We start from the raw sequence: 11440 nt of genomic DNA, 5'->3' as shown, positions 1-11440 counted from the left end.
GAAACAGATGCACACGATGACTACATTGTTAAAAAAGATGAACGAGCAGGAAAAGCTCGTCATGTTGACGGCGTATGATTATCCGTCAGCCAAACTTGCCGAATCGGCAGGGGTCGATTTGATTTTAGTAGGTGATTCACTCGGAATGGTCGTCCTTGGTTATGATTCGACGATTCCAGTGACGATGGAGGACATGCTTCATCATTCGAAAGCCGTACGCCGAGGAGCACAACATACGTTCGTTGTGGTGGATATGCCGTTTGCGTCATATCACGGAGACTTCGATCGAACGTTACAGGCAGCATCGCTCTTATTCCAAGAAGGTCGTGCGGACGCCATTAAACTAGAAGGGGCCGGTGACGTGCTTCAGACGATTGAGCGTTTGACACAAGTCGGCATGCCATGTGTCGCCCATTTAGGGTTGACCCCTCAATCGGTTGGCGTCCTAGAAGGATATAAAGTACAAGGGAAATCCCTTGAGGCTGCCGAGACACTCCTTCAAGACAGCTTGGCTGCGGAGCGTGCTGGCGCGAAGATGCTCGTCCTTGAGTGTGTCCCTCATCAATTGGCAAAACGGATCGCAGAAGAGCTGACGATTCCGGTCATCGGAATCGGTGCAGGTGCAGATGTCGACGGCCAAGTGCTCGTCTATCATGACGTATTGAAATATGGGGTGGACCGTCTCCCTAAATTTGTCCAAGCGTATGCAGACGTGAATGAAGTGGCGACGGATGCCATCCGCTCTTATGTCGAAGAGACGAAGAACGGTCACTTCCCACAAGAACGTCATACGTTCACAATGGATGAGTCGTTGCTCGACTCGTTGTATGGAGGAAAATGATGAGAATTGTATCGACCGTCGAAGAATTACGCAGTGCTTTACCAACGAATCAAACGATTGGGTTCGTGCCGACGATGGGATATTTGCATGAAGGACATATGAGCCTCGTTGAAAACGCGCGACGGGAAAATGACGTCGTCGTCATGAGTATTTTTGTCAATCCGACACAGTTCGGACCGAATGAAGATCTCGACCGTTATCCCCGCGACTTTGAACGGGATGAGAAGTTGGCACGTGAAGCGGGAGTCGATGTACTGTTCTATCCGACGACGGAGACAATGTATCCCCTTGATATGGCGCGAGTGACCGTTCGTCACGGGGCGGACGTATTATGTGGGGCGAGTCGTCCCGGCCATTTTGATGGTGTGTTGACAATCGTCTCGAAATTATTTAACCTTGTTCAACCGACACGCGCTTATTTCGGTCTAAAGGATGCCCAACAAGTGGCATTGATTGAAGGATATGTCCGAGATTATTTCGTACCGGTAGAGATTCGACGCTGCCCGATTATTCGTGAGGAGACAGGACTAGCCAAATCTTCTCGAAACGTCTACTTGTCAGATGTCGAAACGGTAGAGGCGAGTCGGATCTTCAGCGCATTGACGATGGCGCGAGAGGCACTCGATGCAGGTCAACAAGTTGATGAAGTAAAACGACAGCTGACTGAACGTTTGAACGAGATTCCGAACAGTCAAATCGATTACGTCGAGCTTGTCGATTACCCGACGCTCGGTGCCGTCTCGAGCGACTCGACTGAACTCTTGTTAGCGGTGGCCATTCAGTTTGAACGGGCCCGATTGATTGATAATGTGATTTGGAAGAAGGGATGAATCCAATGATTCGTACATTTATGCACGCAAAGCTTCATAAAGCAACAGTGACAGAAGCAAACTTACACTACGTCGGTTCGATTACAATCGATGAGGATTTGATGGATGCGGTCGGCATCATGGAGAATGAACATGTACACATTACGAACAACCATAATGGTGCTCGCATCGAGACGTATGTCATCAAAGGGGAACGTGGGTCAGGCGTGATTTGTTTGAACGGTGCGGCAGCACGTCATTTCCAGGTCGGTGATGTGGTCATCATCATGGCGTACGGTCAAATGACAGCGGAAGAGGCGAAAACGCATCGTCCAAAAGTAGCCGTGTTGAACGAACAAAATGAGGTCGATCAACTTCTTTACGAAGAGATTGCTCATACAATTTTGTGAAGGATTCGGGGGTGTCGACAGAGGCATCCCCGTTTTTTCGTTATTCGTTCTATGGTAAGATGAGACAGACAGAAAGCACGAGCGTGCCAAAGATGGGATGGATGTTATGGACACGTATGTGATTGTGGATTTAGAGACAACGGGTCATTCCGTTAAGTCCGGAGATGAATTGATTGAGTTTGCGGCGGTCGTCGTACAAGAGGGCGAAGTGATTGAACGCTACAGCACCTTGATTCGACCGAGTCGACCAATCCCACCTTTTATTACGCAATTGACAACGATTAGTGACGAAGATGTAAGTGACGCACCTACATTTGAAGATGTGATTCCCGACATTTGGAAAATGCTGGATGGACGGGTATTTGTCGCGCATAACGTCGCATTTGATTTAACTTTTCTAAACGAGAGTCTTGAACAAGCGGGTTACCTTGCGTTTCAAGGGAGAGCTATTGATACAGTCGAATTGGCCCGTATCCTGTATCCGACTTTAGAGAGCCATGCGTTAGAAGCGCTATCGGATACGTTTGACCTCGTACATACAGACGCACATCGGGCACTCAGTGATGCAGAGGCGACGGCAGAGCTCTTCATCCGGATGCTCGACCGTTTGCGCGATTTACCGATGGTGACGCTGAAACGACTTCGAGAGTTATCAGAATCATGGACGAGTCATATCGAACCGTTACTCGATGAGATCATCCTTGAGGTTGGGATTCGTCCAGACGACGAAACCCGTTTTGATATCCACCGCAAAATTGCGTTACGACGACCGGTAGATGCGTTCGTCCCGGCGACAGAACGTGAACCGTTCGAGCCGTTCCTTTTGCGGACGATTGAAGAGACGCTCCCTTCACTGTTTGATCAGTTTGAACCGAGACAGAGTCAATTCGAAATGATGCGTCACGTCTATAAAGCGTTAGACGATGAGGAAACATTGTTAGTCGAGGCGGGTACGGGAACGGGTAAGACGCTTGCGTACTTGATTCCGAGTGCCCACCATGCCCTCGAGACGAAACGCCCGGTCGTCATTAGTACGCATACCATTCAATTGCAAGAACAGTTGTTAAATCGAGACTTGCCTGTTCTTCGTCAGATTTTTCCTGAGATTGAATTCACGTTGTTGAAAGGAAGACGCAATTATATCGATTTACGCAAGTTCGAGATGGTGCTCGACGAATCGAATGATGGTCTTTTGGCATCGATGTGTAAAGCGATGGTGCTCGTCTGGCTCACTGAGACCGAGACCGGGGACTTAGAGGAACTTTCATTTCCGGGCTCAGCGACACAAGGACCCGCTTCGTTCAAGCGTTTGATTCAAGCAGATGCTTCAAGTGATTTTGGACGGTTCGATCCGTGGTATAGCCGTGACTTTTTCACGAAAGCCGTGTTGCGCTCGAAAGAAGCGGACCTGATTGTGACCAATCATGCCTTACTGTTCTCGGACTTACAGCATCAGGCAGGCATTTTACCGACGGACACGCCTCTCGTATTAGATGAGGCCCATCAAGTCGAAGAAGTGGCCTCTCATCATTTCGGTGTGACATTTGATGCGATTCAATTTGACCGTCTCTTCAAATGGTTCGGCTACGGAGCGGATGGCAAATTCCATTCTCGCATTATCCAGCTAGCCGATTTGACATCTGTAACCGAAGAGGCAGAGGCATTCAGTCAACAGATCGATTCGGCCCTTGCTCGGGTCGAGGAAGAACTCGAAGATCTTCTGACGTCTCTTCAATCGTTAGGTAAGAAAAAAGAGCCTCGACAAACGGTTCGTTTCGAGCGGGAAGGCGCAACGTTTAGACCAATTCGAGAAGTGGCCAATCGACTCGAGGACAAACTACGGACGTTGCGGACGTCACTCCGACATCTTCATCGCCTGCTCGATGAACGTAAAGAACATATGACGTTCAAACAGCGCGCCCTTCTCGGTGATTTAAAAACGTTGATTGGAGACGTGCGCGAACTCGAGAGTGTCATCTATGAGACGATGCTGACGCGTGACGATGATGCGGTCAGCTGGGTCGAACTGAATTTAGGAAATCGGAAATTAACCTCGGTGTACACCCAACCGGTCGAAATCGGACCGCTGTTGCATGAACGTCTGTTTAAGAAGCGACCGACAATCTTAACATCAGCGACGATGACGGTCTCAGGGAAGTTCAGCTTTATGGAACGACGCCTCGGATTAGAAGGAGAACCGGTTCGAAGAGTCGTCTTACCGTCGCCATTCAACTTCAAAGAACAGTCCAAACTGTTTGTACCGTCGGACTTCCCGTTGATCAATGAAGTGCCGCTCCCTCAGTTCGTCGATCAGACGGCCCAGTCGATTGTCCAAATCGCGAACGTGACGAAAGGAAGGATGCTCGTCTTGTTCACTTCAAACGAATTGCTTCGACTCACTTATGAACAAGTGAAAGATCACCTTGATCCGTCTTATACACTTCTCGCACAAGGTGTGAGCGGTGGCTCACGTAGCCGCTTGACGAAACAGTTCAAACGGATGGAGCAGTCGATTCTCTTTGGAACAGCTAGCTTTTGGGAAGGTGTCGATATTCCGGGGGAGGCGTTGACATGCCTTGTCATTGTAAGACTTCCCTTCGCACCGCCCGACCAGCCGATCATGCAAGCTCGTTCTGAGAAAATTGAAGCGATGGGGAAATCACCGTTCTTTGAGTTATCCTTGCCCCAAGCGGTCATTCGCTTCAAACAAGGTGTCGGTCGATTGATTCGATCGAAAGGGGATTATGGTGCCGTCTTCGTGTTCGACCGGCGTGTGGAGACGACGCGTTACGGCAAACAGTTCATCAACAGCTTGCCTAAAGTTGACCGGATTGAAGGAACGCTTGAAACGTCGTTATCCGAGTTAGAGTTGTTCTTAGACGAGAAGGAAAAGTCTGTGGCACGAAATGACAGATAACGCTAGGCATCACGATATTATCGTTTTATAATGATACGTATAGTGTTTTTGGAGGAGGAGTCAATATGAACTCGAATATTGAGACGCTGGCGAGCGTGCGCATCGAACCGACTGCGGACGTCTACAAAATTGTCGACTTATTGAATCGGACCTTAAAGAGTCAGGATTTAATGTTCGGTTTGTCACTTGAGAAGAAAGTGAATGATCCGAAGAAGGAAGAGATGGTCTTCACCATCTATCGTACAGAATGACCAGAAAGGCAAAATGGATCGTCTCATTACTGGCGGCACTGATTGGTGTCGTCCTTGTCTTTAGCGTGATGTATCGATTCACCATCGGTCATACAGAGAATCAAAAAGAAAAGCTCGTCGAAACGGCGATGGCACGATTGGCTGAAGAATCTCCAGACGCGAGAGTGGGTCAGGGAGAACTGTTCAATGGGACAGAGGCATATGTCGTCTTCCCAGAAGTAGACGGAAAGTCCATTTGGTTTGTCCCATTGGATAAAAAGCTGGAGATCGAGCAACGAGAAATCGGTGAAGTGGACGCTACTGACGTCTGTTCGAAGTCTGTTGAGGAGACAGGCGGACAACTGGTCAGCTGTAAGATTGGTTTTGACGAACGGGCACTCATCGAAGTGGTCACGAAAGCGGATGCGTCTTATACGTATTCGTACTATACGCTTCAGACCGGAGAATTTATTCGACGGGTCCAATTGACCGATCAAATGTAATGAATTAGAGGGGGATTATGATGGAACATCTATTAGCGAAACGTGTAAAACAACTCACGCCATCGACTACCTTGGCGATCACAGCTAAGGCGAAGGCACTGAAAGCTTCAGGCAAAGATGTCATTGGTCTCGGCGCGGGTGAACCTGATTTCAACACACCAGAACGAATCATCGATGCTGCTTGTCAAGCCGCTCGAGATGGAGACACAAAATACACGCCATCTGGCGGGACAGTCGCGTTGAAAGATGCCATCATTGAAAAGACGAAACGCGATAGTGGATTGTCGTTCGAACGCAACGAGGTGATGGTGGCTTCAGGTGCGAAACATGCCCTTTACGCTTTGTTCCAAGCTATTCTAGATGAAGGGGACGAAGTGATTGTCCCAGCCCCATACTGGGTCAGTTACCCGGAACAAATCAAATTGGCGGACGGGGCACCTGTCTTGGTCGACACGAATGAAGAGACGTCATTTAAATTGACGCCAACGCAACTCGAGAGTGCGATCACTGCTCGTACGAAGGCAGTCATCTTGAACAGCCCATCCAATCCGACGGGAATGATTTATACGAAAGAAGAGCTACAGGCACTCGCCGATGTCGTTCTTCGCCACAATCTTCTCGTCGTCAGTGATGAGATTTACGAAAAGTTGATTTACGGTGATGCGTCGTTCGTATCGATTGCGACCCTTCCGAATATGCGTGAACGCACCATCATTATCAATGGTGTCTCGAAATCTCACGCGATGACAGGTTGGCGAATCGGATATGCCGTTGGGGACGCAAAAATCATCGGGGCGATGACGAACTTGGCCTCACACTCGACATCCAACCCGACATCTGTCGCACAAGCGGCTGCGGTAGAGGCATACAATGGACCACAAGAAGATGTGGAAATGATGCGTCAATCGTTCGAGGAACGACTTGAAATCGTCTACGACCGTCTCGTCAAAATTCCTGGCATCACGTGTTTGAAGCCGCAAGGTGCATTTTACTTATATGCCAACGCGAAGGTCGCGGCCACAGAGAGTGGCTATGACACTGTCGATGCTTGGTGTGAAGCTGTTCTTGAAGAAGCAAATGTGGCACTCGTGCCTGGTTCTGGCTTCGGACAAGACGATTACGTACGATTATCCTATGCAACTGAATTAAAACGCGTATTAGAAGCGCTCGATCGAGTGGAAGACTTCGTTACGAAGCGCGCTCGATAAGCGAAAGGATGGAAATGAACATGACAACTATTTCGATTAACCAATTTAAAGACTATGAAGGCCAATCTGTCCGTGTAGGCGCGTGGATTGCCAACAAACGTTCAAGTGGAAAGATTGCTTTCCTTCAATTACGTGACGGTAGCGGTTTTGCTCAAGCGGTCGTTGTAAAAGCTGATGTGGCGGAAGAGTTATTTACACTTGCCAAAGGGATCACGCAAGAAACGTCGGTTTGGGTCACAGGGAATGTCAAATCTGATGGTGGACGTACACCACTCGGATTTGAATTGGAAGTGACAGATTTAGAAGTGATTGCGGAATCGGTTGATTATCCAATCACACCGAAAGAACACGGAACGGAATTCTTGATGGACAACCGTCACTTATGGCTCCGTTCACGTCGCCAACACGCGATTATGAAAGTTCGTAACGAAATCATCCGTGCGACGTATGAATTCTTTAATAAAGAAGGATTCGTCAAAATCGATCCGCCAATCCTTACGAGCAGTGCACCGGAAGGGACGACAGAATTGTTCGAGACAGACTATTTCGGTCAGTCGGCCTACCTTTCTCAGACGGGGCAATTGTACATGGAAGCCGCGGCGATGGCCCTCGGAAAAGTATTCTCATTCGGTCCAACGTTCCGTGCGGAGAAATCAAAAACACGTCGTCACTTGATTGAGTTCTGGATGATCGAGCCGGAGATGGCATTTGTCGATCATGACATGAACCTCGAGATTCAAGAGCAGTACGTCTCATACATTGCACAGTCGGCACTTGCGAACTGTAAAAATGAATTGGAACTACTCGGACGTGACCTTGAGAAATTGGCACAAGTACAAGCGCCGTTCCCACGCGTTCGTTACGAAGATGCCATCAAGTTCTTGAAGGCAGAAGGATTCGATGACATTGAATACGGGGATGATTTCGGTGCACCGCACGAGACGGCGATTGCCAACGCACATGATCAGCCGGTATTCATCACGCATTGGCCAAAAGAAATCAAACCGTTCTATATGAAAGTAGACCCTGAGAACCCAGAACTCGTTCTGTGCGCAGACTTGATTGCTCCAGAAGGATATGGTGAAATCATCGGGGGATCTCAACGTGAGGACGACTACGATCGTCTAAAAGAAGAAATCATCAAAGAAGGTCTCGACGAAACGGATGCGTATGATTGGTACCTTGAACTTCGTCAATACGGTTCGGTCCCACACTCTGGTTTCGGACTTGGTCTCGAGCGTACAGTCGCATGGATCAGTGGAATCGAACATATCCGTGAAGCGATTCCATTCCCACGTTTATTAAACCGAATTCACCCTTAACGATTAATCGGGGAAGACGTCATGTCCTCCCCGATTGATGTGTCTTAGAAAGGAAGTGCGACATGGATGCACATCAATTGATTCAATTATTCGAACAAAGTCCGGTCGTCATTCCACGAAAGCTGTTCACCGATGCGAGACGCCTCGACTTGTCACCCGTCGAGTTCAGTCTGATTGTCCATCTTCTTGAAATGGCTGGGGAAGGCATCGTCATGCCGCTCCCGAGCGAGTTAGGGAAACGCTTGAATGTTTCGGAGAATGAGGCGCGATCAGTACTCCTCGGTCTATTGCAAAAAGAGTTGATCGCCATTGACGCTTCAAGTGATGGTGAGCGATATAGCCTATTGCCACTTTTCGAAGCGTTACAAGGGGAAGAGAAAGTTGCGCCCCAGCAGACACTGAATGAGAATATCATTCATACGTTTGAGCGGGAATTCGGAACGATCACCCCGTTCGAGATTGAACAAATCGTCGGCTGGATGACGGAAGATGGCTTTAGCGAGGAACTCATCATGGCCGCGCTTCGGGAAGCGAAACTTCGAAACGTGCGAAACTTCAAATACATGGACAAAATCCTGCGTGTTTGGCAAGATCATCATGTCGAATCGCTCGAGGATGTCGTGGAATATCAACGGAGGAATAAGTGATGTTGACGCGAGCACAATTACAGGAAGTGTCAGATACGATGAAGCAGATGTTCCCGGATGCTCATTGCGAGTTGACGCATCAAAATCCATTCGAATTGGTCGTCGCCGTCGCGCTCTCCGCACAAGCGACGGATGCGCTCGTCAACAAGGTGACACCAGGATTGTTTGAAGCGTTTCCGACTGTCGAGGCGATGGCAGCGGCTGACGTGTCTGAGATTGAGGCATTGATTAAACGGATTGGTCTGTACCGTAACAAAGCGAAGAATGTAAAAGCACTCTCAGAAAAAATTGTGAACGAGCATGGTGGAATTGTCCCTTCTGACCGAGCATCGTTGGAGGCGCTCCCTGGAGTCGGTCGTAAGACAGCCAATGTCGTCCTTTCTGTTGCATTCCATGAACCGGCGTTTGCGGTTGACACGCATGTGGAACGAGTATCCAAACGTCTCGGTATTTGTCGCTGGAAAGACAATGTCCGCCAAGTCGAGGATACATTAATGAAAAAGTTTCCACGCGAGGAATGGTCACAACTTCATCATCAATTCATCTTCTTCGGACGATATCATTGCAAGGCACAACGCCCAGGCTGTGAGGCATGCCCACTCTTGCATATGTGCCGTGAAGGAAAGAAACGAATGAAGTCACAGAAAGTCACCACATAAAAAACGCATCGACACGCAAGGTGTCGATGCGTTTTTGCTTAATGATTCCAAGGATGGTCGCTCCATTCGCGACGTTTTTTCGTGATCGGCACTTTTTTGAAGCCCCAGTTTCGGAAATCTTGGTCCGGACTTTCTTTACGGATGTAAATTTTGTCCTTAATGGCCTTAAAGATTCGGTTCTCGTCCCCATAATGGACGAACCGTGGTTTCACTTCAATCACGCCACGACGAACGCGAGAAAGTGGCAGACAGACAAGGTCCGCGATTTCTAACCCAGATTGATACATCGTGTTCTGCTTCTCAGAGAAGATGAAGCCTTTGATTTTTTGACGGCTCTTTTCAACGTCTAAATGAACGGTACCTGAGTTGAAAATATCAAAGAATGCTTTTTGAATCAGTAAGTTCTGATAATCGTCTCGGGATTCCAGGACGACACGGGCACTTACTGCCTCTGTTTCTTCTAAAAACGCATAGAATGACTTCATCAGGTGAGCGAATGCGACGACATACGGATCTTTGGGCGTCGAATAAAAGTCATGAAGCTTCTGTTTATCGACCTCGACACTGACGATTGTACAGTCGATTCCTCGCAAAAATTCAGGGAGTTTATCCCAAAAGTCGCGCAACATATCAATCGTGACCCCATCTTCTTTTCCGTAAGGATGTTCCGCTTTTAAAATTTCTTTTAAATGAAGTGGGATATGCTCCGTTTTGAACACATCTCGTTTGAACGCCTGAAGACGTCGTTTCAATTCACACGGTAGTCCAGTTTCGTCTGCATCGATTGAATACTTATATTCCATCAGCACGCCCGTCAAGTTAAATTGCGTGTTCCCCTTCGGCGTACCTGTCTCGTCGACGAACATGACATACTTCTTTCCACTTTCCATCCAATCCCTCCAAAACGGATTAACAGTAACGTCTTTAAGCATCCTATTTTATTTCCAAATGGTGATTTGGTCAATCTATTGCACAGGTATTGCACATTTTTTTCGAGAATGACATCAATTAGGTTTATCGGTGTGTCATCTTGGATAAACACTAAGGGTGCTATTATCATAGAAAAACAATCGGGATATACATAACGAGAGCTTTTCAATTTGGATACACAATCGCTTACATACTAGTTTAACATACGGGAGTTTGGTACGATATGTGTTGCGGTAAATCCACACAAGTGTCGACCGACAGAAGTCGACAATCAGACCTGAGACGGAAGGAACGAGTGGACCGACCTGTTAATATGTATGTATGGGGTGACGACATTGTTCCATTATCCAAACGGTAAAAAGGCAAACGTGACAAAGACAACAAAGGGGGAAGGAATTTCGAAGCAATCATCGAATTCTCAAACCTATGCGAATCGCGGAATGAACTTGGAGACGCTATTAAATGAAACGAATGAATTTTATCGGATTCATCAACGAGCCGTCATCCACAAAAAACCAACCCCTCTCCAAATCGTCAAAGTCGACTACCCGAAGCGAAGTGCCGCCAAAGTAACGGAAGCCTATTTCAAACAGGCATCTACGACCGATTACAACGGTGTTTATCGTGGCAGGTACATTGACTTTGAAGCGAAAGAAACGAATAATAAGACGTCGTTTCCACTCGGCAATTTTCATGACCACCAAATCGCCCACATGCGTGAGTGTGAACGTCATGGAGGGATTTGTTTTGTCATCATCCGCTTTAGTCGCTATAATACGCAATATGTATTGACCACCGAGCAACTTGTTCGGTGGTGGGAACAACGATTAACGGGGCGAAAATCGATTCCGCTCAGCTTTATCGAAAAGGAAGCGATTGAAGTTCCGACGAGAGCCTTACCGTCGATTGATTATTTGACGGTGCTCGATCAATGGCTCGATTGAATAGAAGGAGTGAACCATGA

Annotated in this window: 12 protein-coding genes; 11 read left to right on the top strand and 1 reads right to left on the bottom strand. The window is 47.8% G+C overall.

What is annotated here, in order from left to right:
• Nucleotides 1-7 precede the first annotated feature (7 nt).
• The 10 genes from panB to nth all read left to right on the top strand — a co-directional run bounded on the left by panB (nt 8) and on the right by nth (nt 9546).
• Nucleotides 8-841, top strand: coding sequence for a 3-methyl-2-oxobutanoate hydroxymethyltransferase (gene panB / locus KNO71_RS12340; protein WP_214688846.1), 834 nt, complete (start codon nt 8-10; stop codon nt 839-841).
• A complete protein-coding gene (gene panC, locus KNO71_RS12335) occupies nt 841-1671 on the top strand; it encodes a pantoate--beta-alanine ligase (protein ID WP_214684451.1) in 831 nt (276 codons plus the stop codon). Before panB ends, panC begins: the two co-directional genes overlap by 1 nt.
• Nucleotides 1672-1676: 5 nt before the next feature.
• The gene (gene panD / locus KNO71_RS12330; RefSeq protein ID WP_015881490.1) at nt 1677-2060 is read left to right on the top strand and encodes an aspartate 1-decarboxylase; all 384 of its coding nucleotides are present in this window, start codon (nt 1677-1679) and stop codon (nt 2058-2060) included.
• Nucleotides 2061-2166: 106 nt separating this feature from the next.
• Nucleotides 2167-4977, top strand: coding sequence for an ATP-dependent DNA helicase DinG (dinG, locus tag KNO71_RS12325; protein ID WP_214688844.1), 2811 nt, complete (start codon nt 2167-2169; stop codon nt 4975-4977).
• A gap of 65 nt (nt 4978-5042) precedes the next feature.
• Nucleotides 5043-5228 carry a YpmA family protein gene (locus KNO71_RS12320; RefSeq protein WP_015881492.1) on the top strand — a complete coding sequence of 62 codons (186 nt, stop codon included), beginning with the start codon at nt 5043-5045 and terminating at the stop codon, nt 5226-5228.
• Nucleotides 5225-5710 carry a hypothetical protein gene (locus tag KNO71_RS12315; protein ID WP_015881493.1) on the top strand — a complete coding sequence of 162 codons (486 nt, stop codon included), beginning with the start codon at nt 5225-5227 and terminating at the stop codon, nt 5708-5710. The genes KNO71_RS12320 and KNO71_RS12315 overlap by 4 nt, the downstream gene beginning before the upstream one ends.
• A gap of 20 nt (nt 5711-5730) precedes the next feature.
• Nucleotides 5731-6918 (top strand): pyridoxal phosphate-dependent aminotransferase, encoded by a 1188-nt coding sequence (locus KNO71_RS12310; protein ID WP_214688843.1) that lies wholly within the window; start codon nt 5731-5733, stop codon nt 6916-6918.
• A gap of 20 nt (nt 6919-6938) precedes the next feature.
• Nucleotides 6939-8240: an asparagine--tRNA ligase gene (gene asnS / locus KNO71_RS12305; protein ID WP_031423961.1), complete on the top strand. Its 1302-nt coding sequence runs from the start codon at nt 6939-6941 to the stop codon at nt 8238-8240.
• A 62-nt stretch (nt 8241-8302) separates the two neighbouring features.
• On the top strand, nt 8303-8887 hold the full coding sequence (locus KNO71_RS12300; RefSeq protein ID WP_214688842.1) for a DnaD domain-containing protein: 585 nt from the start codon (nt 8303-8305) through the stop codon (nt 8885-8887).
• Nucleotides 8887-9546 carry an endonuclease III gene (gene nth, locus KNO71_RS12295; protein ID WP_074037165.1) on the top strand — a complete coding sequence of 220 codons (660 nt, stop codon included), beginning with the start codon at nt 8887-8889 and terminating at the stop codon, nt 9544-9546. Before KNO71_RS12300 ends, nth begins: the two co-directional genes overlap by 1 nt.
• Nucleotides 9547-9584: 38 nt before the next feature.
• On the opposite strand, the gene KNO71_RS12290 is transcribed toward nth, so the two are convergent.
• Nucleotides 9585-10436 carry a DUF3800 domain-containing protein gene (locus tag KNO71_RS12290; protein WP_214688841.1) on the bottom strand — a complete coding sequence of 284 codons (852 nt, stop codon included), beginning with the start codon at nt 10434-10436 and terminating at the stop codon, nt 9585-9587.
• 357 nt (nt 10437-10793) lie between these two features.
• On the opposite strand from KNO71_RS12290, the gene recU reads away from it, so the two are divergent.
• On the top strand, nt 10794-11420 hold the full coding sequence (recU, locus tag KNO71_RS12285) for a Holliday junction resolvase RecU (RefSeq protein ID WP_078146759.1): 627 nt from the start codon (nt 10794-10796) through the stop codon (nt 11418-11420).
• Nucleotides 11421-11440: the final 20 nt, after the last annotated feature.

It is taken from the genome of Exiguobacterium sp. s163 (assembly GCF_018617135.1).
In the GTDB taxonomy this organism is placed as follows: domain Bacteria; phylum Bacillota; class Bacilli; order Exiguobacteriales; family Exiguobacteriaceae; genus Exiguobacterium; species Exiguobacterium profundum.
This window is presented reverse-complemented; position numbering and strand designations above follow the sequence as displayed.

What these genes read in the sequence shown, in the direction of transcription:
- KNO71_RS12320 (WP_015881492.1), top strand. Translation starts at nt 5,043, where the DNA reads ATGAACTCGAATATTGAGACGCTGGCGAGCGTGCGCATCGAACCGACT.
- KNO71_RS12310 (WP_214688843.1), top strand. Translation starts at nt 5,731, where the DNA reads ATGGAACATCTATTAGCGAAACGTGTAAAACAACTCACGCCATCGACT.
- KNO71_RS12290 (WP_214688841.1), bottom strand. Translation starts at nt 10,436, where the DNA reads ATGGAAAGTGGAAAGAAGTATGTCATGTTCGTCGACGAGACAGGTACG.
- nth (WP_074037165.1), top strand. Translation starts at nt 8,887, where the DNA reads ATGTTGACGCGAGCACAATTACAGGAAGTGTCAGATACGATGAAGCAG.
- recU (WP_078146759.1), top strand. Translation starts at nt 10,794, where the DNA reads ATGTATGGGGTGACGACATTGTTCCATTATCCAAACGGTAAAAAGGCA.
- dinG (WP_214688844.1), top strand. Translation starts at nt 2,167, where the DNA reads ATGGACACGTATGTGATTGTGGATTTAGAGACAACGGGTCATTCCGTT.
- panC (WP_214684451.1), top strand. Translation starts at nt 841, where the DNA reads ATGAGAATTGTATCGACCGTCGAAGAATTACGCAGTGCTTTACCAACG.
- KNO71_RS12300 (WP_214688842.1), top strand. Translation starts at nt 8,303, where the DNA reads ATGGATGCACATCAATTGATTCAATTATTCGAACAAAGTCCGGTCGTC.
- KNO71_RS12315 (WP_015881493.1), top strand. Translation starts at nt 5,225, where the DNA reads ATGACCAGAAAGGCAAAATGGATCGTCTCATTACTGGCGGCACTGATT.
- panD (WP_015881490.1), top strand. Translation starts at nt 1,677, where the DNA reads ATGATTCGTACATTTATGCACGCAAAGCTTCATAAAGCAACAGTGACA.
- asnS (WP_031423961.1), top strand. Translation starts at nt 6,939, where the DNA reads ATGACAACTATTTCGATTAACCAATTTAAAGACTATGAAGGCCAATCT.
- panB (WP_214688846.1), top strand. Translation starts at nt 8, where the DNA reads ATGCACACGATGACTACATTGTTAAAAAAGATGAACGAGCAGGAAAAG.